At 61.0% G+C, this 19,947-nt stretch carries 25 protein-coding genes; 17 read left to right on the top strand and 8 right to left on the bottom strand.

All coding sequences use genetic code 11. From position 1 onward, the window contains the following. Nucleotides 1-2 precede the first annotated feature (2 nt). From KW846_RS19120 to KW846_RS19090, 7 genes are all read left to right on the top strand, one after another. Nucleotides 3-476: a type II secretion system protein gene (locus KW846_RS19120; protein WP_218484276.1), complete on the top strand. Its 474-nt coding sequence runs from the start codon at nucleotides 3-5 to the stop codon at nucleotides 474-476. A 4-nt stretch (nucleotides 477-480) separates the two neighbouring features. Further along, nucleotides 481-855: a type II secretion system protein gene (locus KW846_RS19115; RefSeq protein WP_007977246.1), complete on the top strand. Its 375-nt coding sequence runs from the start codon at nucleotides 481-483 to the stop codon at nucleotides 853-855. Next, nucleotides 830-1,369, top strand: a complete 540-nt coding sequence (locus KW846_RS19110; RefSeq protein ID WP_116582639.1) for a type II secretion system protein — start codon at nucleotides 830-832, stop codon at nucleotides 1,367-1,369. Before KW846_RS19115 ends, KW846_RS19110 begins: the two co-directional genes overlap by 26 nt. Next, nucleotides 1,366-1,755, top strand: coding sequence for a curli production assembly/transport protein CsgE (gene csgE, locus KW846_RS19105; RefSeq protein ID WP_218484273.1), 390 nt, complete (start codon nucleotides 1,366-1,368; stop codon nucleotides 1,753-1,755). Before KW846_RS19110 ends, csgE begins: the two co-directional genes overlap by 4 nt. Beyond that, nucleotides 1,752-2,192, top strand: a complete 441-nt coding sequence (locus KW846_RS19100) for a curli assembly protein CsgF (RefSeq protein ID WP_218484271.1) — start codon at nucleotides 1,752-1,754, stop codon at nucleotides 2,190-2,192. The genes csgE and KW846_RS19100 overlap by 4 nt, the downstream gene beginning before the upstream one ends. Before the next feature lie 31 nt (nucleotides 2,193-2,223). Continuing rightward, a complete protein-coding gene (locus KW846_RS19095; RefSeq protein WP_218484268.1) occupies nucleotides 2,224-3,075 on the top strand; it encodes a CsgG/HfaB family protein in 852 nt (283 codons plus the stop codon). A gap of 1,289 nt (nucleotides 3,076-4,364) precedes the next feature. Then, a complete protein-coding gene (locus KW846_RS19090) occupies nucleotides 4,365-4,688 on the top strand; it encodes a DUF6124 family protein (RefSeq protein WP_218484267.1) in 324 nt (107 codons plus the stop codon). Between the two features lie 65 nt (nucleotides 4,689-4,753). Here KW846_RS19090 and KW846_RS19085 read toward each other — a convergent pair whose 3' ends face one another. After that, a complete protein-coding gene (locus tag KW846_RS19085; RefSeq protein ID WP_218484265.1) occupies nucleotides 4,754-5,194 on the bottom strand; it encodes an NUDIX hydrolase in 441 nt (146 codons plus the stop codon). A gap of 89 nt (nucleotides 5,195-5,283) precedes the next feature. Continuing rightward, on the bottom strand, nucleotides 5,284-6,657 hold the full coding sequence (ppnN, locus tag KW846_RS19080; RefSeq protein ID WP_218484263.1) for a nucleotide 5'-monophosphate nucleosidase PpnN: 1,374 nt from the start codon (nucleotides 6,655-6,657) through the stop codon (nucleotides 5,284-5,286). A 234-nt stretch (nucleotides 6,658-6,891) separates the two neighbouring features. Here ppnN and KW846_RS19075 point away from each other — a divergent pair, with 234 nt between their 5' ends. Both KW846_RS19075 and KW846_RS19070 read left to right on the top strand, forming a co-directional pair. After that, the gene (locus KW846_RS19075; RefSeq protein ID WP_218484261.1) at nucleotides 6,892-7,419 is read left to right on the top strand and encodes a DUF3087 domain-containing protein; all 528 of its coding nucleotides are present in this window, start codon (nucleotides 6,892-6,894) and stop codon (nucleotides 7,417-7,419) included. Between the two features lie 81 nt (nucleotides 7,420-7,500). Then, nucleotides 7,501-9,045, top strand: a complete 1,545-nt coding sequence (locus tag KW846_RS19070; protein ID WP_218484259.1) for a sensor domain-containing diguanylate cyclase — start codon at nucleotides 7,501-7,503, stop codon at nucleotides 9,043-9,045. A gap of 10 nt (nucleotides 9,046-9,055) precedes the next feature. On the opposite strand, the gene KW846_RS19065 is transcribed toward KW846_RS19070, so the two are convergent. The 4 genes from KW846_RS19065 to KW846_RS19050 all read right to left on the bottom strand — a co-directional run bounded on the left by KW846_RS19065 (nucleotide 9,056) and on the right by KW846_RS19050 (nucleotide 12,548). Continuing rightward, nucleotides 9,056-9,973, bottom strand: coding sequence for a LysR family transcriptional regulator (locus tag KW846_RS19065; RefSeq protein ID WP_218484257.1), 918 nt, complete (start codon nucleotides 9,971-9,973; stop codon nucleotides 9,056-9,058). A 42-nt stretch (nucleotides 9,974-10,015) separates the two neighbouring features. Beyond that, nucleotides 10,016-10,390 carry a DUF2784 domain-containing protein gene (locus tag KW846_RS19060; RefSeq protein WP_218484255.1) on the bottom strand — a complete coding sequence of 125 codons (375 nt, stop codon included), beginning with the start codon at nucleotides 10,388-10,390 and terminating at the stop codon, nucleotides 10,016-10,018. 60 nt (nucleotides 10,391-10,450) lie between these two features. After that, nucleotides 10,451-11,326 (bottom strand): 4-hydroxy-tetrahydrodipicolinate synthase, encoded by an 876-nt coding sequence (gene dapA, locus KW846_RS19055; RefSeq protein ID WP_218484253.1) that lies wholly within the window; start codon nucleotides 11,324-11,326, stop codon nucleotides 10,451-10,453. Between the two features lie 286 nt (nucleotides 11,327-11,612). Continuing rightward, entirely contained in the window at nucleotides 11,613-12,548 is a 936-nt protein-coding gene (locus KW846_RS19050; RefSeq protein ID WP_218484250.1) for a sensor domain-containing diguanylate cyclase, read from the bottom strand. Nucleotides 12,549-12,717: 169 nt separating this feature from the next. On the opposite strand from KW846_RS19050, the gene KW846_RS19045 reads away from it, so the two are divergent. The 3 genes from KW846_RS19045 (at nucleotide 12,718) to KW846_RS19035 (ending at nucleotide 13,939) form a co-directional block, all read left to right on the top strand. Further along, entirely contained in the window at nucleotides 12,718-13,416 is a 699-nt protein-coding gene (locus KW846_RS19045; RefSeq protein ID WP_041474903.1) for an AzlC family ABC transporter permease, read from the top strand. Then, nucleotides 13,416-13,727 carry an AzlD domain-containing protein gene (locus tag KW846_RS19040; RefSeq protein WP_165824817.1) on the top strand — a complete coding sequence of 104 codons (312 nt, stop codon included), beginning with the start codon at nucleotides 13,416-13,418 and terminating at the stop codon, nucleotides 13,725-13,727. The genes KW846_RS19045 and KW846_RS19040 overlap by 1 nt, the downstream gene beginning before the upstream one ends. 65 nt (nucleotides 13,728-13,792) lie before the next feature. Beyond that, the gene (locus KW846_RS19035; protein ID WP_218484248.1) at nucleotides 13,793-13,939 is read left to right on the top strand and encodes a hypothetical protein; all 147 of its coding nucleotides are present in this window, start codon (nucleotides 13,793-13,795) and stop codon (nucleotides 13,937-13,939) included. A gap of 187 nt (nucleotides 13,940-14,126) precedes the next feature. On the opposite strand, the gene KW846_RS19030 is transcribed toward KW846_RS19035, so the two are convergent. Then, nucleotides 14,127-14,807, bottom strand: coding sequence for an SOS response-associated peptidase family protein (locus KW846_RS19030; RefSeq protein WP_218484246.1), 681 nt, complete (start codon nucleotides 14,805-14,807; stop codon nucleotides 14,127-14,129). 172 nt (nucleotides 14,808-14,979) lie between these two features. Here KW846_RS19030 and KW846_RS19025 point away from each other — a divergent pair, with 172 nt between their 5' ends. Both KW846_RS19025 and KW846_RS19020 read left to right on the top strand, forming a co-directional pair. Continuing rightward, entirely contained in the window at nucleotides 14,980-15,879 is a 900-nt protein-coding gene (locus KW846_RS19025; RefSeq protein ID WP_218484244.1) for a polysaccharide deacetylase family protein, read from the top strand. 119 nt (nucleotides 15,880-15,998) lie between these two features. Then, nucleotides 15,999-16,238 (top strand): DUF1652 domain-containing protein, encoded by a 240-nt coding sequence (locus KW846_RS19020; RefSeq protein ID WP_007978990.1) that lies wholly within the window; start codon nucleotides 15,999-16,001, stop codon nucleotides 16,236-16,238. A gap of 220 nt (nucleotides 16,239-16,458) precedes the next feature. On the opposite strand, the gene KW846_RS19015 is transcribed toward KW846_RS19020, so the two are convergent. Further along, a complete protein-coding gene (locus tag KW846_RS19015) occupies nucleotides 16,459-17,346 on the bottom strand; it encodes a LysR family transcriptional regulator (RefSeq protein ID WP_218484241.1) in 888 nt (295 codons plus the stop codon). A 124-nt stretch (nucleotides 17,347-17,470) separates the two neighbouring features. On the opposite strand from KW846_RS19015, the gene KW846_RS19010 reads away from it, so the two are divergent. The 3 genes from KW846_RS19010 to catA are packed head-to-tail and all read left to right on the top strand — an operon-like array spanning nucleotide 17,471 to nucleotide 19,894. Continuing rightward, complete coding sequence (locus KW846_RS19010; protein ID WP_218484240.1) at nucleotides 17,471-18,610, top strand: muconate cycloisomerase family protein; 1,140 nt, start codon at nucleotides 17,471-17,473, stop codon at nucleotides 18,608-18,610. A gap of 10 nt (nucleotides 18,611-18,620) precedes the next feature. Next, nucleotides 18,621-18,911, top strand: a complete 291-nt coding sequence (gene catC / locus KW846_RS19005) for a muconolactone Delta-isomerase (RefSeq protein ID WP_007978984.1) — start codon at nucleotides 18,621-18,623, stop codon at nucleotides 18,909-18,911. Between the two features lie 53 nt (nucleotides 18,912-18,964). Continuing rightward, nucleotides 18,965-19,894 carry a catechol 1,2-dioxygenase gene (gene catA / locus KW846_RS19000; protein WP_102672559.1) on the top strand — a complete coding sequence of 310 codons (930 nt, stop codon included), beginning with the start codon at nucleotides 18,965-18,967 and terminating at the stop codon, nucleotides 19,892-19,894. The last annotated feature ends 53 nt before the right edge of the window (nucleotides 19,895-19,947 follow it).

Here is a 19,947-nt window from a genome sequence, read left to right as displayed (position 1 = left end):
TCATGAACGCCCCGCAACGCGGTTTTACCCTGATCGAAGTCGTGGTGACGCTTGCCCTGGTCGGCCTGTTGGCCGGCATGGCCGCACCGCTGACCGAGACGGTGGTGCGTCGGGGCAAAGAGCAGGAACTGCGGAACGCGCTGTACCAGATCCGCGATGGCATCGACGCCTATAAACGCGCCTTCGACGCCGGTTACATCGAGAAGACGCTCGACAGTAACGGCTACCCGCCGAACCTGAAAGTGCTGGTCGATGGTGTACGTGACGTGCGCAGCGCCAAGGGGGCCAAGTTCTATTTCCTGCGGCGCATCCCCCGTGATCCGCTGGCCACCGTCAAGCGTGACGACGAGGGCGGCTGGGGCCTGCGTGCCTATGACAGTTCGGCTGAGAACCCGCGGGAGGGCCAGGACGTCTTTGACGTTTACTCCAAGGCTCGCGGCAAGGGGCTCAATGGCATCGCCTATCGGGAGTGGTGAGCATATGCGTCGGCAAAAGGGTTTTACCTTGTTGGAACTGATGGTGGTCATGGCAATCATCGCGACCCTGATGACGATCGCCATGCCACGCTACTTCACCAGCCTGGAAGCCTCTAAAGAGACCACCCTGCGCCAGAGCCTGTCGGCCATGCGCGAGGCGCTGGATCATTACTACGGGGACACCGGGCGGTATCCCGACTCTATCGAACAACTGGTCGAACTGCGCTACCTGCGCAACCAGCCGCTGGACCCGATTGCCGAGCGCAAGGACACCTGGGTCATGGTCGCGCCACCGGAAGGCGTGGCGGGCGGGGTGGCCGATATCAAGAGTGGCGCCTCCGGGAGGGCTCGTGATGGCAGCCTTTACTCCGAGTGGTAAGCCTTCGGGCCAGGACGGCTTCACCTACCTGGGTGTGCTGTTTCTGATTGTCGTGATGGGCATGGGCCTGGCCAGTGCCGGCGAGTTGTGGGCCACCGCTTCACGCCGGGATCGCGAAAACCAGTTGCTCTGGGTCGGAACGCAGTATGCCCAGGCGCTGCGCAGCTATTACCGCAGCTCGCCCGGCGTCGCCATGTACCCGAAAGAACTCGCGGACCTGTTGCAGGATGAGCGCTTCCCGTCGGCCAGGCACCATATCCGCAAGTTGTACCCGGAGCCGATGACGGGGGGCGAATGGGAGGTGATACGCGGTGTCGACGGACGGATCAGCGGTGTGTACTGCTCCTCCACGGAGAAGCCGCTCAAGCAGGTGAACTTTCCCAGCCAGTGGTCGGACTTCAATGGCATGGCCAGCTACAAGGACTGGCAGTTCGTGGCCGAAAAAGCCTTCCTCGATGACACCAGCGGGCAGCCGAAAGCACAGTCCAGCGCACCTCAGGCATTGCAACCTTGATCCGGCACTGGCTCGCGGCACTGGTCCTGACGCTGGTGGCGAGCTTCGCCTCGGCGCAAGACGACGAGATGCTGGGGTTCATCATCGACGACACGATTTCGCACATCGGCCATGACTTTTATTACTCGTTCAGTGAACGCCTGCGTGCCACTAGCCCGATGGATTTCAACCTGGTGGTGCGTGAAAGACCTTCGGCGCGCTGGGGCAGCCTGGTGACCGTGGAGTTTCAGCAACGGCTGGTTTATCGGCGCTTCCTGCCGCCGAACACAGTGGAGTTGAAAGACGAGGCCTATGAGGCTGCCGACCAGGTCCGCATGGAGATCGTGCGGCGCAAGCTGGAAGTCTTGTTGCAGGACACCACCGACCTTGAGAGGGACGAAATATGAAGGAAACAGCTTTCGGCAAGCGTACGGGACTGTGGTTGCTCGGCCTCTGGTTTTCCGGGGCGGGAAGTGGTGGCCTGGTCCATGCCACAGAACTGGTCTACACACCCATCAACCCGGCGTTCGGCGGCAACCCGTTGAACGGGACCTGGCTGCTCAACAACGCCCAGGCGCAGAACGACTACGACGATCCCGATCTGAACAACCGTACCCCTGTAGCCGGCACTTCGGCACTGGAGCGGTTTACCAGTCAGTTGCAATCGCGGTTGCTGGGGCAACTGCTGGACAACATCTCCACGGGCAACACCGGGAGCCTGTCGACTGACGCCTTTATCGTCAACGTCATCGACGACTCGGGCGCTTTGACGATCAACGTGACCGACCGTGCAACCGGTGAAGTGTCGGAAATCCAGGTAAACGGCATCACCACCACCCCTTGATGGGGATATGGGCCGATGGGGAGTTATGGATATGAAAAGAATAATGCTGCTAGGGATGCTGTTGGCGGTGCTTTGCGGCTGTGGTCTGCGTGAACCGATGTCCGCTGAACAGGACACTGAAACGCCGACCCTGACCCCCAGGGCTTCGACCTATTACGACTTGTTGAACATGCCACGCCCCAAGGGCAAGTTGATGGCGGTGGTGTACGGTTTCCGCGACCAGACCGGGCAATACAAGCCAACCCCGGCCAGCTCGTTTTCCACCAGCGTGACCCAGGGCGCGGCGAGCATGCTGATGGACGCCTTGCAGGCCAGTGGCTGGTTCGTGGTACTGGAGCGTGAAGGGCTGCAAAACCTGTTGACCGAGCGCAAGATCATCCGCGCCTCGCAAAAGAAACCCAATACCCCGGTGAACATCCTGGGTGAGCTGCCGCCGCTGCAGGCGGCAAACATGATGCTCGAAGGCGGGATCATCGCCTACGACACCAACGTGCGCAGTGGCGGGGAAGGGGCTCGCTACCTGGGCATCGACATTTCCCGTGAGTACCGCGTGGATCAGGTCACGGTGAACCTGCGGGCGGTGGACGTGCGCAGCGGGCAGGTGCTGGCCAACGTGATGACCAGCAAGACCATTTATTCGGTCGGTCGCAGTGCCGGGGTGTTCAAGTTCATCGAGTTCAAGAAACTGCTTGAGGCCGAGGTTGGCTATACCACCAACGAGCCGGCGCAGTTGTGTGTGTTGTCGGCGATCGAGTCGGCGGTGGGGCATTTGCTGGCCCAGGGGATCGAGCGGCGGTTGTGGCAGGTGGCGGGGGACAATTCCCAGCCTGTGCAGAATGAGACGCTGGAGCGGTATCTGACGCAGAACGAGGTGGATGATTAGGAACTACCCAAGGCTGCGATCTTTTGACCTTGGCGGCCTCCGAGCCGACCAGGTTCTTGGGTTATTGAGTACATATCCGTTGCTGCGGTAACGGCGGCTTACGGTTCCGCTCTTACAGCGGGTCCCTTTTGTCAAACGACACAAAAGGAACCAAAAAGTCTCGCCCCTTACGTACGGCCCCTCGCTGAGGCTCGGGGTTCCTTCACTCCGGTATTCATCCGGGGGCATTGCCCTCCGGTCGGCTTCGCTTCGACCTACATGCAATGAGTTCGACTGCGTCGAACGGCGCTGCGCGCCATTCCCCGGATGAACACCTCCACTCAGCCTGCCGAGGGGGCGGGTGGATCAAGATCAAGAGCGGTAGGCGAGCTAACGCTCGGCCTGATGAGTGGTGAGAAGCGGCGCGGTGTGGACTGCTCGGCCTTTGCTCTTCTGTGGGAGCGAGCTTGCTCGCGAAGGCGGCCTGACAGCCGACCAATTTCTTTCAGATGTACTCGGTCAAATTGTGGGAGCGGGCTTGCCCGCGAAGGCGGCCTACCAGACAACCAATTTCTCACAGGTATACCCAATCCCTGTAGGCGCTGGCTTGCCAGCGATGGCGGCCAGACAGCCGACCAATTTTTTGGAGCTGTACTCAGCACCTGTGGGAGCGGGCTTGCCCGCGAAGACGGCCTGACAGCCGACCAATTTCTTGGGGCTGTACTCGGCATCTGTGGGAGCGGGCTTGCCCGCGAAGGCGGCCTGACAGCCGACCAATTTCTTGGGGCTGTACTCGGTACCTGTGGGAGCGGGCTTGCCCGCGAAGGCGGCCAGACAGCCGACCAATTTTTTGGAGCTGTACTCAGCACCTGTGGGAGCGGGCTTGCCCGCGAAGACGGCCTTACAGCCAACGAAAATCCTCTGCCTCACACCATCAAAATGGCCAGAAATTGTGAATGTCAGAGAAGGCTGTAGGACCAGGAGTGAAGCTACACTGCCTTGCGTCGTTGCCTACAACTACGCCAGAATCCGCCGGCTTGTGGGCCTTGACCCCTGACTCTATCGTTACCCGATCGTTGCAAATTCAGCGATCGGGTTTCGCAGCCCAGGTTAATCAAGGCGCTCAGCGCCACCATTGCCTTGCAGTTGGCGCTTTTGTTCGCCCACTGTTTTGCGTTATGGCGGCTGTGCGCGGGAGACTTTCGGGTCTGCCGGGTTCCTTGATTCCCGGTCTGCGAACCTGCGTATGGCCGCCACCTTCTTCGTTTCGCAGCGAATTGTGGCGGCTCCATCAATCAAGGAGCTTCACCATGGTCAAACCCACACCCAATCCCCCCGAATCAGAAGCCGATACCACCCAACGTGCATCCGGCCTCCACCTAAAACCCGCCATCCTCAAAAACAACGCACCCCACAACCCCAGCACGATGTTCACCATCGCGCCGAACATCGACACCGAAAGCCTGTTGGCCCATGCCTGTGAATCGCTGGCGTCGGCGAGCGTCATGGCCAGTGATTTCGCAACATTCCTGGATGGCCCGCAACGCAGCATGTTGCTGGGGATCCAGCAGGTGATCATGCTGGCGGACCTGGCGGTCAACCGCGCACTGGATAACGTCGCCCCATTGGACTAAACGCAGAACTTTTGTGGCGAGGGGGCTTGCCCCCTCGCCACAGGGTTTGTGTACGCAGGAACGCTTCAGGCGCTTTCCAGCATCTCGATCAACTGCTCCGGCCACACTGTTTCTCGGGTCACTCGCAGTTCGGCTACGGACCACCACTTATGGTCAGCCATTACCCGAACTTCGTGAGCCGTCCACCCCTCACGGGACAGGCGTTCACTGTCGGTATGAACCACAAAGTACCGTTCAACCGACAATACCGTTTCGCCGCTGGGCAGCATCATCGGAAAACTGCGCTCTGCAACGCTGGCTCCCACGGCTGCGACATTCAGCCCGGTTTCTTCAAACAGTTCACGAACCGCCGCCGCCTCAAAGGATTCACCTGGCTCAAGCCCGCCACCGGGTGTCGCCCAGTGGCTTTGGCCGTCGAGGGCATCGCCTTTGTGCTGGAAGTGAAACAGCAGAACCTGTTGCAAGGGATTGATCACCAGCAGTCTGGCGGAATTGCGTTGGCGCATTTTTTTCTTTCCATAGAGTGCCGCGAACCGCAGCTTTCACTGCGGTCCGCGACGGTAAAGCTCACGTCGGCGTTATTACACCGAAAGGGTTAAGCCACTACCCGATAACACGGCACATACGCCGCGCCGCCCGGCAGTTTCATGCGGTGCTGGGCGACGAAGGCTTTGAGCAGCAGGTCCAGCGGTTGCATGATCGCCGCGTCACCATGGATCTGGTAAGGCCCGTGCTCTTCGATCAGGCGGATGCCCTTGTCCTTGACGTTGCCGGCGACGATGCCGGAGAACGCGCGGCGCAGGTTGGCCGCCAGTTCGTGGGAGGGCAGGTCGAGGCTCAGTTTCAGGTTGGCCATGTTTTCGTGGGTCGGGTCGAACGGGCGCTGGAAGCCTTCGTCGATTTTCAGCAGCCAGTTGAAGTGGAACGCATCGTTGCGCTCGCGGCGGAACTGCTTGACCGCCTTGAGGCCCAGGGTCATCTGGCGCGCCACTTCGGCCGGGTCATCGATGATGATCTGGTAGTGCTGCTTGGCGGCGTCGCCCAGGGTGGCGCCGACGAACGCGTCCAGTTGCTCGAGGTACGGTGCGGCATGTTTCGGCCCGGTGAGGACGACCGGGAAGGGCAGGCCTGCGTTGTCCGGGTGCATCAGGATGCCCAGCAGGTACAGGAACTCTTCGGCCGTACCGGCGCCGCCCGGGAAAATGATGATGCCGTGGCCGACGCGGACGAAGGCTTCCAGGCGTTTTTCGATGTCCGGCAGGATCACCAGTTCGTTGACGATCGGGTTCGGCGCTTCGGCGGCGATGATGCCGGGTTCCGTCAGGCCCAGGTAGCGGCCGCCGTGGATACGTTGCTTGGCGTGGGCGATGGTCGCGCCTTTCATCGGGCCTTTCATCACGCCGGGGCCGCAACCGGTGCAGATGTCCAGGCTGCGCAGACCCAGTTCGTGGCCGACTTTCTTGGTGTATTTGTATTCTTCGGTGTTGATCGAGTGCCCGCCCCAGCACACCACGATCTTCGGCTCGACGCCGGGGCGCAGGGTGCGGGCATTGCGCAGCAGGTGGAAGACGTAGTCGCTGATGCCCTGGGAGTTGCTCAGGTCGATGCGCTGGCTGTCGAGTTCGTTTTCGGTGTAGACGATGTCACGCAGGGCGCTGAACAGCATTTCCCGGGTGCTGGCGATCATTTCGCCGTCGACGAAGGCGTCGGCCGGGGCGTTCAGCAGTTCCAGGCGTACGCCGCGGTCCTGCTGGTGAATGCGAATCTCGAAATCCTTGTAGGCTTCCAGAATGGTCTTGGCGTTGTCGACATGGGCGCCGGTGTTGAGGATGGCCAGGGCGCACTGGCGGAAGAGGGTGTAGGTACTGCCGGAACCGGCTTCGCTCAATTGCTGGACTTCCCGTTGCGAGAGCGTTTCCAGGCTGCCTTTTGGACTGACGGAGGCGTTGATAACTTGGCGTTGGGTCATTCAATGATCCTTAAAACGATGTCATTCACACAGCAACTACGAATGGCATCCGAATAATGTGTATTCATGAAAGAAGATGGCACGAACTGCGCGGTCTCGCCATGTCCCCCGCTTGACGATGAAAAGATGAAAAGGAGCCCCAGCATAGCTAAATCCCCCGCAGAGGGGATAATGGCCCGCTGTCTTTTTGCCTCAGACCCCTTGTTACCCTTTCAGCTCAGGAAACCCGACGCAATGTTCGAAATCCAGCCGATGAACGCTGACACCTACCGACAACAGACGCGGCGCAGCACGGTCATCATTGCCCTGATCTTCCTGGCGCTGGCGATGCTGCTGTCCACGGCGGCGGTGGCGCTGTTCGGCACGCCCGGGGGCGACAATCTGCGTTTCAATGTCGGTGGCGTGTTTGTTGCCGTGCTGGCGATGGTCGTGCTGATGCGCAAGGTGTTCTGGCGCCAGGCGTGGATGGCGCCTGCGGTCTACAGTTGGCAGCTCAAGCGCAGCCTGATGAGCATCACAAATGTCATGCATCATGTAACGGCGGCCGTAGAACGGGGTGATCCGGTTGCGATGAAGCTGTTGCGTTTCTACCATTTGGGCTTGAACCAGATGCATCAACTCGATGGCAACTCCAGTGACCATGGCCAGTTGATCCGCGAAATGGACCAGCACAAGGAACGGATGCAAGCGCAGGGCATCGAAATCGAACAGACACGACTGGATCCGGCGTGGCTGGAGGCGCTAAAGCAGGCGCAGCGCTAACATCAATGCGAGCCCGGCTCGGGCATAGTGAGCAAAAACGGCGATCAGGAAGGTTCGTCCGTCATCGACATAGGGAGCACCATGGGACATCCATTGATCAACGATCAAATTGAAATGCTTCGGCCAGCCGTGGCAAGGCTCAAGGTCCGCTCGGCGGTGACCCTGCTGATGGCGGTGTGCCTGTCGATGGTGGCTATCGTGATCTGGGAAGCCTGGAGTTCACGCCAGTACCACCTGCATGACAAAGAAGTGGTGATGTCCAACCTGGCGCAGACCCTGGCTTCGCAAGCGCAGGCAACGATCAAGCAGGCCGATACGCTGCTGTTCACGTTGGTCGATCGCCTGGAACACGACGGTGTGGATCAATCCCGGCTGCCGGCATTGCTCAATGCCCAGCGCAGTGAACTGAGCCAGCTCCATGGCTTGTTCATATTCGACGAAAATGGCCAATGGCTCGCCAATTCCAATGGCGCCGGCCAAACCGGCGTCAACAATTCCGACCGCGAATACTTCATCTTCCATCGCGACAACCCCAGCCGAGGGCCGCACATCGGGCCGTCGATCAAGAGCCGGTCGAGCGGCGAGTGGATCCTGACGGTTTCGCGTCGGCTCAATCATCCCGACGGCAGTTTTGCCGGCGTGGCGCTGGCGACGATTTACCTCACTCATTTCCTGCAGCTCTACGACAGCATCGACATGGGCAGCAATGGCGTGATCACCCTGATCGCCGACAACGCCAGCATTGTCATCCGCCGGCCTTTCAAGGAGTCGGATATCGGCAGCAGCCTTGCCAAGAGCCCGTTGTTCACCCAGTTGTTGCCCAAGAGCGATGCGGGCACGGCCACGATCACGTCGGTCATCGACGGTGTCGAGCGGGTGACGGGGTACCGCCGGGTCGAGGGTTATCCGCTGATCGTGTTTGCCGCGCTGAACAAGGACGAGGTGCTGGCCAGTTGGCGCAAGGAAACGCTGCTCAGCGCCGGCATCGTCACGCTGTTGCTCAGTGTTCTCGGGGTACTTGGGTTCCGGCTGATCAAGCTGATGAAGCAGCAGAACCTGGTGCAGGTCGAGTTGCTGGACACCCAGGACAAGCTCCTGGAGGTCAATCGCAACCTCGAAGGCCTGGCCCTCAAGGATGCACTGACGGGGCTGGCCAACCGGCGTCAGCTCGACGCGTTCATCGATGCCGAAATGGGCCGTGCCCGACGCAGCCAGAGCGAGCTGGCGCTGCTGATGATCGATGTCGATCATTTCAAACCGTTCAATGACCGCTACGGTCACCCGGCCGGTGATGAGTGTTTGCGCAAAGTCGGTGCGATCATCACCGACAACATCAAGCGCCCCGGTGATCTGGCCGCCCGTTATGGTGGCGAGGAGTTTGCAGTGGTGCTGCCCGGCACCGACTACGTGGGGGCATTCCTGGTGGCGGAGAAAATCCGCCGCGCGGTGCTGCAGGCTGAAATTGCCCACAGCGACAGCCCGGAAGGCGCCGTCACCGTCAGCGTTGGCGTGTGTGCCAGCAATGGTGCGTCCCAGGTTCGCTCCGAAGACCTGATCGGTGCGGCGGACAAGGCGCTGTACGTGGCCAAGGCCAGTGGGCGCAATATGAGTGTGATTGCCAACTGAGGCTCAGGCGTCAGGCAAACCGGTCCGTTCCCTGAACCAGTCGGGTCGCCAGGCCTGGTTTTTCAAGCTGCTCCAGCCACCAGCCGAGGGCGCGACCGTCATGGTCGCCACGCCAGCCGGCGTAGAGGATGTTCGGTTCGCGCGGGTCGGCCATCGGCTTTTCAACCAGCGTGCCGTTTTTCAGCAGTGAGCCAACCCGGTGCCGCGGCAGCCAACCCACCCCCAGCGCATGGCACTGGGCGAGGATTTTCGCGGCCATGGTCGGCACGGCCAGCACCGCTTGCCCACCGGTGACGCCGTAGGTGCTGCCCTCGCTGACTCTGGACGAATCGGCCACCACCACGGCCCTGTGCTGCGCGACCATGGCCCGGGTAATCGGGCCTTTGGCCTTGGCCAGCGGGTGTCTGGGTGACACCGCAAACACCCATTCCATTTCCCCCAGTTGCATCCAGCGCAAGGACGGAATCGCCGCAGGCTCATTGGTGGCGCCGATGATCAGGTCCGCGCGGCCTTCGCGCAGGGCTTCCCAGACCCCTTTGAGGACTTCCTGGGTGATGCGCAGCGGTACGCCGGATTGCAGCGCATCGAATTCGTCGATCACCGGGATCAGGGTTTCGAACTCCAGCAGTTCGTCGGTGACAATCCACAGGCGGCTCTCCCAGCCATTGGCCACTTGCCGGACCCGTTGGGTCAGGCGCGAGACGTCCTGCATCAGTCGCGCCGCTTCGTTGACCAGCAACTCACCCGCCGGGGTCAGTTGCAAACGGTAGCGCCGGCGGTCGAACAGCAACGCGTCGAAGCGCTCCTCCAGCTGCCGCGCCGCATAGGACAAGGTCGACGGCGCCTTGCCCAGGTGCGCCGCCGCCCGCGACAGGCTGCCGGTTTCGCGGATCGCTTCGAGCAGCGCCAGGTCTTCGGTCGACAGCATGTGCAAAATCCTTGAGGGGTAAGGGGTCAAAAGATCGCAGCCTCAGATTGCCCGCCGCAATCGCCACTGCCTGATCAATCGAAGATAGACCAACACGTTGATCACCAACACCACGCTGCCCAAACCCAGCTGAATGCCGGGCGTCAGGCCCGCCGGGTAAATCACCGGCCAAATGTAATGCTCGATGAACCCACCGCCATAGCCGGTTTGCCCGGCCCCCTGGCGCATGCGGTTTTCCCAGTCGGTCAGCGGGCAGGGCAGGTGGAAGAACTCCACCGCCATTCCCCACAGCGCAGCGGGCGGATGCCACCAGATCAGGTGGCGCCATTTGAGCACCAGCAGCCCGCCGAACACGACAAACACAATGAACGACAGGTGAAACAGCATCAGCCCGTCGGCGGCGATTCGGTACAGCATGTCGGTGCCCCTGAAGGCTGATCGAATCGCTCCATGGTACTCGGGCCGGTGGCGGGCGCTCTATCGATTGCCGCGATCCAATGTCCTGAGCACGCCTTTCAAACGTTCGGTCATCGATTCGCTGCTGCGTTGCATCGGTGCGCGCAGTTCGTCTCCGATCAAGCCTTGCAGGGCCAGCGCGGTTTTCACCGGGGCCGGGTTGGGCTCCAGGAACAGGCTGTTGATCAGCGGCAGCAATCGGAAAAACGTGGCGCGACCTTCAGCCAATTGGTTGTCGCGGATCTGCCGGTGCAACTGCACGAACAGGTCCGGATGGACATGCGCCGACGCGGCAATCGCACCTTTGGCGCCCAGGCACAGGGCATTGAAGATCTGGTTGTCTTCGCCGCACAGCACGTCGACATGGCCGCTATCGAGCAAGGCGAGGGTGTTGGAAAAGTTACCGCCGCAATCCTTGATTGCGACGATCCGCTCGTGGGCGACGATGTTGAGCAGGGTCGCCTGTTCAAAGGCCACGCCGGTACGGTAGGGGATGTCGTAGAGAATCAGTGGCACGCTGGAGGCATCGGCGACCGTGCGGAAAAACCCTTCGAGGCCGGCCTGGGACGGGCGGATGTAATACGGCGCCGGCACCAGCAGGCCCGCCACCGGGCGCTTGAGGATCTCGCTCTGGAACTGCAACAACTCGGTCAGGTTGTTGCCGGCCAGGCCCATGACCACCTGTTGCGCCGGCACCCGCTCCAGCACCGCATCAAGCACTGCCAGTTGCTCGTGTTTGCCCATCGCCGCCGGCTCGCCGGTGGTGCCGCAAACGATGAGGCCGTCGACACCTTTTTCCAGCAGATGGCTGACCAGCCGGCGCAAGCCGACGAAATCGATGGCGCCGTTGTGGAAGGGGGTGACCAGTGGAACCCAGATACCCTGAAACGCTGACATGCTTTTTTCTCCTGATGGTTGACCGATTTCGTCACCGTCAGGGGCATGGAAGGAGAGTAAGCAAGGGGAGTGTGGTCCGTCGCGCTCAATGTCCTGTCAGCTCATCTGACGGGACAGCGCGCCCCGGTCACATGAGCGACTGTTTCTTCGATTTGAGGGCGTGCGCAACGCAACCTTGCGCCTTGGCAATCAAGCCAATGACGGAAGTGTTGAGGTTGAAGGTTGCGGACATACTTGCTTACACCCTGAGTGAGGCGCCCAGTTTTAAAAGCCGGCGCGCCTTTTGTCAATCACGAAAATCAGCGAACTCGGCGCGCATTCGGCCATTGTGCTTGGCCTTGTAGAGCAAATGATCGACTTGCTCGACGAACTCCAGGGCCGTCGCGTGCATCGATGCCAGGGTGGTGCCGACGCCGAGGCTGATACTCAGCAGTTTCGACACGTTCGAGAATTCATGGGGGATCTGCTGCTGGCGAATCAGGTGCAGGCACTTGTGCGCCACCAGTCTGGCGGATTCGGCATCGGTTTCCGGCAGCAGCCAGACGAACTCTTCACCGCCGATCCGGGCGATGAAGTCCCGTGGCCGGTTCGCCGCCAGGGACAAGGTTTGCGCGACGCGGCGCAGGCATTCGTCGCCCTTGATGTGGCCGTAGTGGTCGTTGTACTGCTTGAAGTAGTCGATATCCAGCACCATCACCGATAACGGCAACGCGGTGCGCTGGGCCGTGTTCCACTCGCGCTCCAGCACGGTGTCGAACATGCGGCGGTTGGCGATGCCGGTCAGGCCGTCCTGGAAGGAATATTCTTCCAGTTGTTTTTGCAGGCGGATCAGGTGTTCTTCGGTTTTCTTGCGCTCGCTGATATCGAACATGAACCCCACCAGCGCCTCGACTTCGCCGTCTTTGCGCACCACGTGCACCACATCGCGGATCCACACGTACTCGCCGCTTTCGGTCAGTGCGCGATAGTCGGCCTCGTGATCGATACCGGCTCGCGATTGCGAGACACAGAAGTTCATCACGTAGTCGCGATCATCCGGGTGCATGCGCTCGACCCAGTCATTGACCGAGGCCCAGCTATGCTGCTTCCAGCCCAGCAGTTCTTCGATCTGTGGCCCGATGTAGCTGAAGGTCATGGTTTTCCAGTCGATGCGCCAGGGAATGGCTTTGGTCGACTCAAGCAGGGTTTTGTAAACGTCGCTGTCGGTTTCGACTGAACTCATGAAGGGCCTGCCTCGAAGAAAAATGCAGGGCCATCATGTTGCTATCACTGAGGCGAATCAAGCGGTTAGCCGATGAATGGCACGCAGACGTCTCAGTGAGCAAGATTGTTCAAGCCAATGGCCGTCACAGCTGGCAAAGTCTCAGGTCTTTCCCTGTCTGTAGAGTGTCATGCCCAACTCACTCATGCCGCGCAGTGCATTTTTGCGCGGCGCTGCGGCGATCATGCCGCTGTCCCTGGCCACCGCGCCCTGGGGCTTGCTGGCCGGTTCCATGGCCATCGAAGCCAACCTCACGCCCCTGCAAGGCCAGGGCCTGTCGAGCATTGTGTTTGCCGGTGCGGCGCAACTGGTGGCCATCGGCATGCTCAAGGGCGGTGCCGGGATCTTTTCGATCTTGCTCACCACGCTGTTGCTGACCTCCCAGCATTTGCTTTACGGGATGAGCATGCGTTCAGTGATTTCGCCATTGCCGGGGCGCTGGCGTGCGGGCCTGGGTTTTTTGCTCACCGATGAGCTGTTCGCCCTGACCAGCCAGCACGACAAGCAGCAATTCAACCGCTGGTACGCCCTGGGCGTGGGCCTGACGTTCTACATCGCCTGGAACCTGTTCACCCTGGCGGGCATTGTGCTCGGCAGCAGCATTCCGGGTCTTGAACATCTGGGCCTGGATTTTTCCATCGCGGCCACCTTCATTGCCCTGATCACCCCGGTGGTCCGCAACGTGCCGACCGTGGTGTGTGTTGCAGTGTCGCTGTTCTGTTCGGTGCTGTTCAGCTACTGGCAATGGGGTTCAGCGCTGGTGCTGTCGGGGCTGGCGGGGATGACCGCCGGTTTTGTCTGCAATAAATTCTACGGTGGACGCACATGATGGTCTGGGCTGTGATTATCGGAATGGGCGTGTTGGTGTTCCTCAACCGCTACGTTTTTCTCGAGCCGCGCCTGCCGGTGCGCCTGAGCAGCAATGCCCGGCAATTCCTCGGGTTTGCCGTACCAGGCATGTTGACCGCTATCTGTGGGCCGATTGTGTTCATGCCGGAAAAACAGCTGAACCTGCACTGGGACAACCCCTATCTGATCAGCTCGCTGGTGGCGGTGGGGCTGGTGCTTTACACGCGCAATACGTTGCTCAGCATGCTGTTGAGCATGGGCTTTTTCTTTTTGCTGCGCTGGTGGCTCTGAGCGGAGCAGGGGAACTGATCTAAGCTTTAAGTGGATGACCGATCCCTTCAGAAAGTGAGGTGAACATGGCCAATGAACCCAAGCGTCCGGACCCGGAAGAAGACGAGGATGAGCCTTCGGAAGAAGAGATTGAGCAGCAAAAGCGGTCGATGCCGGACTGGAAGCATCCTGACGACGGTAAGGAACTGTCAGAGCCTGACCGCAAGTTCTGACCGGCACGCGAATACAACAAAGCCGCGCCATTGTAGGAGCAAGCTTGCTCCGGGCGGCGATCCGACGATGGGCTCAAGAGCGCCGCGTTTAGCCAGTAAACACGCGTTATCGTTAACGACCATCGCGAGCAAGCTCGCTCCTACAATTTCCTTTCCATTCAGTGGGGCTTTGTCGTTATCGGCAGATTCATGGGACTTCCTTGATCAGCGCGGCGCCCTGGTTCCTGACATTGCCGACGGCCTTGTCCACCTTGTACCACTCAAATACGTTACTGACCTCACCCTGGGATAACGCCATTTCCTCGGCGCGTTCCTTGGGCGTGGCCGGGTCCAGCCATTCCCGCGCCAGTTCGGGCGAGAACACCACCGGCCGCCGGTCATGCACGTCAAGCAGGCCGCCTGCACTGTCCGCCGTGAGAATCACGAAACCGTCGTGCTCCCTGTGCGGGGCTCCGCCGATGGGGTACTGGCCGATGGCCGCGCAGAAAGCCGGTGCCCGGTCCCGTCGCCGGATCAACCAGGGTTGTTTGTTGCCGTCACCGGCGTCGACCCATTCAAACCAGTTATCGATCGGGCAGATCGCGCGATGCGGCCAGATGGCCCGGAAGTACGGGCCGTGGGCGACTTTCTCGACCCGGGCATTGATCGGCTCCGTGCGATCCGCTGCCCAGTGCGGCCGCCAACCCCAGCGCACGGCGTCAGCGTGCAGCCGCTCGTTCTCCAGGTGCAGCAGGGCAAGTTGCGTGGTGGGCGCGGCGTTATAGTACGCCAGGGGGTCGTTGCCGACGTGGTTGACCAGCGCGTCGGGGATGCTCAGCACCGCCACGAAGTCGTGAATCCCGCGGTATTGCGACAGTCGTCCGCACATGGCCTGACACTCTGGTTGAGCGTTTTTTCAGTTTAGTAGCTGGCGACGAAACAGGCTTGGCAAGCGTTGGAACCAAAGCCTGTGTACCTTATCCAACCTCGGCCCGGCGTCTCGGGCGAAGGACTCCTGCCAACTTGCATTTCAATCGTGATGGTCTGGCCCAAGGCAAAAGATGAAACAGTGGTTCAAGTGTTTAGCGGTGTGCGCCCTGGCAGTTGGTTTGCTGGGCTGTATCGCCGCACCCATTGCAATGACGCCGCAGACCGAACAGCGTTTGCAGGCGCAACCGCCCATCCGTTTTCTGCTGACGTTCGATGACGGTCCCAGTGCATCGAGCTGGTGGAATCCGACCGTCACGGTGCTTGAGAGCCTGGCGCAAAACCCGCTGCAGCCGGGGATCAAGGCCGTGTTCTTCGTGCAAACCCGCGCGCCGCGCGCCGGTGGCAGCGAATTGGGCCGGGACATCATGCGGCGCGAACACGCCGAAGGTCACATTCTGGGCTTCCACACGGCAACGCCCTGGCACACCAATCATCGCTCGCTGGAGCCGCAAGAACTGGAGCAGGCCCTGACCGATGGCAGCGCCGACATCGCGGCGATCACCGGTGCCCCCCCAACCCTGCTGCGCCCGCCATTCTGGAACTACGACAAACGCACCTTCGCCGCTTATCAACAGCATGGCTTGCACGTGCTGCTCACGGACTTGAGCGCCAATGACGGCAAGATCTGGGGTTTCAACGCCAGCCCCCGGCGCCGGTCGCACATGCTGCGCTCGATGTCTGAAGTGCGCGAACGCATCGCTCGTGGCGAATTGCCGGTGGTCGATGGGGTGATTCCGGTCGTGGTGACGTTTCACGACCTCAACCGCTACACCGCCCGGCATACCCGTGAATACCTGCAGATTCTGCTCGACAGCGCCCGGGAGACCGGCGTGAAAACCGCGGACAAGCCGTTTTACTACGACCAGGCTGCGCTACAGCGGGCGGCCATGGCGCGAACCGTGCGCGATGGCTCGCAGCCGGTCGAGTTGCCGGGGTTCTGGAACTGGATCTGGGGTGGTAATTCCCACTGAGTTGCCGGAAATGCGCGGGGTATAACAAAATTGACGGCAATTTACTGGCGCAGAATCGGCAAAGTGTAACTATGCTGAAACGGATCCAATCGAATTGACTGTCGCCCGAGGGACCGGCCATGCTTCCGATTTCAGTGCTTTGCAACATCGTAGAGTCCGGTTTTGAGCCGCTGTCGTGCGAGTGCACCGAGAGTCTCGGGCTGCTGCGTATCGAAGTCTTCGACCCCGTCACCGGGCGGGTGGAGCTGCTGATCAGCGGTGTCTCGACAGCCGAACTGACCAGCGTGCGCGCCATCTCTGATTTTATCGGCGAGCTGCGTACCGAGATGAAGGCCGGGCGCCGAGCGTTTGCCGGCTGATCGAAGGTAAGCACTGTCCTGTGGCGAGGGAGCTTGCCTGTGGTGAGGGGGCTTGCCTGTGGCGAGGGGGCTTGCCCCCGTTGGGGTGCGAAGCGCCCCCCCAAAAAAAATAGTCCTGACGTTCATCTCCGAGAAACCGAGTAACGGCCTTTAGGGCCGCTACGCGCCCCAACGGGGGCAAGCCCCCTCGCCACAAGTAATGGCTTGCCGCTCTATCTGCTTAGGAGGCCGGCGGCAACAGCTCATCAATCATCCGCAAACAATGGCTCAACCCCGGCGAAACATCGCCCACCCGTCGGCTGAGGATGATCGGCGAGGTCGCGTTGTCTTCCAGCAAGGGTGTGAAACCGATGTCGTCGCGGTGCAGCAGCTGTACCGAGGCCGGCACCAGCGTAACCCCGATTCCCGCCCCCACCAGACCGATCGCCGTTTGCAGTTCGTTGGTCCACTGCGCGACGTGGATGCTCACGCCATAGGACTCAAACAGCGCGATCACATGGTCGGCGTAACTCGGGCGTGGATTGCCGGGGTACAGCACAAAGGGTTCCCTGGCCAGTTCCCGCAGGCTGATGGGACCGGCGAGCAATGGATGGCCGGCGGGCAGGGCGGCGACCAGGCGGTCTTCGGTGAGCACGGTCTGGACGATGGCCGGGTCGTCGATGCGGATCCGGCCAAAACCGATGTCGATGCGCCCGGCCTTCAATGCCTGCACCTGTTGCAGGGTGGTCATTTCCGACAGGCCCAATTCCAGCTCCAGCGGTTCGCCACTGCGTAACCGGCGGATCAGTTCCGGCAGCACGCCATACAGGGTCGATGGCGCAAAGCCGATACCCAGCCAGGTCTTTTCACCCAGACCGATACGCCGCGTGTTGTCGCAGACTTTGTTCAGTTGTTCGAGCAGGGCGGTGGAGTGCTCATGGAAAAACCGCCCGGCGTCGGTCAACTTCAGCGGGCGGCCGCGCTCCAGCAACATTACCCCCAGTTCGTCCTCCAGTTGCTGGATCTGCCGGCTCAACGGCGGTTGGGCGATGTGCAGGCGCTCGGCGGCGCGGGTGAAGTTGAGGGTTTGAGCCAGCACCTGAAAGTAACGCAGGTGACGCAGTTCCATGGGGCCTCCGGATTTTCAATTGAATACCTTTAAGGTATCAAGCCAGACCAATTCTATATTGGCCGCCCGGAAAAAGCCGTATGAGAATCCGACTCAGAACTTCAAGAACCTGACGGGTATCGAAATGCTTGCAACCGCCATTGAGTCGATCGAGACGATCATCGTCGATCTGCCGACTATCCGCCCGCACAAGCTGGCCATGCACACCATGCAGAACCAGACCCTGGTGATCATCCGCGTGCGTTGCGCCGACGGCATCGAAGGCATCGGCGAATCCACCACCATCGGTGGCCTGGCCTACGGCAATGAAAGCCCGGACAGCATCAAGACCAACATCGACACGCACTTCGCCCCCTTGTTGATCGGCCAGGACAGCGGCAACGTCAATGCCGCCATGTTGCGCCTGGAGCGCAGCATCCGTGGCAACACCTTCGCCAAATCCGGTATCGAAACCGCGCTGCTCGACGCCCAGGGCAAGCGCCTTGGCCTGCCGGTCAGTGAATTGCTCGGTGGCCGCGTGCGTGACGCGCTCCCCGTCGCCTGGACCCTGGCCAGCGGTGATACGGAAAAAGACATCGCCGAAGCGGAAAAAATGCTCGACCTGCGCCGCCACCGCATCTTCAAGCTGAAGATCGGTGCCGGCGAGGTCAACCGCGACCTGGCCCACGTCATCGCCATCAAGAAAGCCCTGGGTGACCGCGCCAGCGTGCGGGTCGACGTCAACCAGGCATGGGACGAAGCCATCGCGATACGTGCCTGCCGAATCCTCGGTACCAATGGCATCGACCTGATCGAACAGCCGATCTCGCGCAACAACCGCGCCGGCATGGCCCGACTGAATGCCATGAGCCCGGCGCCGATCATGGCCGACGAATCCATCGAATGCGTGGAAGATGCGTTCAACCTGGCCCGCGAAGGCGCGGCCTCGGTGTTCGCCCTGAAAATTGCCAAGAACGGTGGCCCGCGCGCCGTGTTGCGCACCGCTTGCATCGCCGAAGCGGCCGGCATCGCCCTGTACGGCGGCACCATGCTCGAAGGCGGCCTGGGCACGATGGCGTCTGCCCATGCCTTCGTCACGTTGAACAAACTGGCGTGGGACACCGAACTGTTCGGCCCGCTGCTGCTGACCGAAGACATTCTCAGCGAGCCGCTGGTGTATCGCGATTTTGAACTGCACGTGCCGAAAACACCGGGTCTGGGCCTGAGCCTGGATGAAGAGCGCCTGGCGTTCTTCCGTCGCGACAAGACCACTCATCAAGCCTGAGGAGAGCATTATGCTGTTTCACGTAAAAATGACCGTGAACCTGCCGGTCGACATGAATCCGGAGGCGGCAGCCAGACTCAAGGCTGACGAAAAAGCCCTGGCCCAGCGCCTGCAAGAGCAGGGCAAGTGGCGTCACCTGTGGCGCATCGCCGGGCACTACGCCAACTACAGCGTGTTCGATGTCGACAGCGTTCAGGAACTGCATGACCTGCTGATGCAATTGCCTTTGTTTCCCTACATGGCCATCGAAATCGACGCGATGTGCCGGCATCCTTCTTCCATCCGTGACGATGACCGCTGAGCCCAGCCTGCTCAGCGCTACGCTAATAATTACAAGATGAGGAACCCTGAAAAATGAACGTCAAGATTTCCCACACTGCCGAAGTCCAGAAATTTCTCGAAGAAGCCAGCGGCCTGCTCAACGACGCCGGCAATCCACGGACCAAAGCGCTGGTCTACCGCATCCTGCGTGATTCGGTGAACATCATCGAAGACCTGGCCGTGACTCCGGAAGAATTCTGGAAAGCCGTCAACTACCTCAACGTGCTGGGCGCTCGCCAGGAAGCCGGGCTGGTGGTGGCCGGTCTCGGTCTGGAGCACTACCTCGACCTGCTGATGGACGCCGAAGACGAGCAGGCCGGCAAGTCCGGCGGCACCCCGCGCACCATCGAAGGCCCGCTGTACGTGGCGGGTGCGCCGCTGTCGGTTGGCGAAGCGCGTCTGGACGACGGCGTCGATCCGGGTGTGACCCTGTTCATGCAAGGCCGCGTGTTCAACACCGCTGGTGAACCTCTGGCCGGCGCCGTGGTAGATGTCTGGCACGCCAACACCGGTGGCACCTACTCGTACTTCGATACCACGCAGTCGGAATTCAACCTGCGTCGCCGCATCGTTACCGACGCCGAAGGCCGCTACCGTTTTCGCAGCATCGTGCCGTCGGGCTACGGCTGCCCACCGGACGGTCCGACCCAGCAACTGCTCGATCAACTGGGCCGACATGGCCAGCGCCCGGCGCACGTGCACTTCTTCATTTCCGCGCCGGATCACCGCCACCTGACCACCCAGATCAACCTCGACGGTGATCAATACCTGCACGACGATTTCGCCTACGCCACCCGCGACGAACTGATCGCCAAGATCACCTTCAGCGACGATCAACAGCGCGCGGCGGCCCATGGCGTGAGCGGTCGCTTTGCCGAAATCGACTTCGACTTCACCCTGCAGTCGTCTGCACAACCTGAAGAACAGCAGCGCCACGAGCGGGTCCGCGCCCTGGAAGACTGATAATCCGCGCTCCCCTGTAGGAGCGAGCCTGCTCGCGATGGACGTCAACGATG

It is taken from the genome of Pseudomonas sp. PDM32 (assembly GCF_019219225.1).
Classification (GTDB): Bacteria; Pseudomonadota; Gammaproteobacteria; order Pseudomonadales; family Pseudomonadaceae; genus Aquipseudomonas; species Aquipseudomonas laurylsulfatiphila.
The sequence above is the reverse complement of the archived record's forward strand: the minus strand, read 5'-3'. Positions and strand labels throughout refer to the sequence as shown.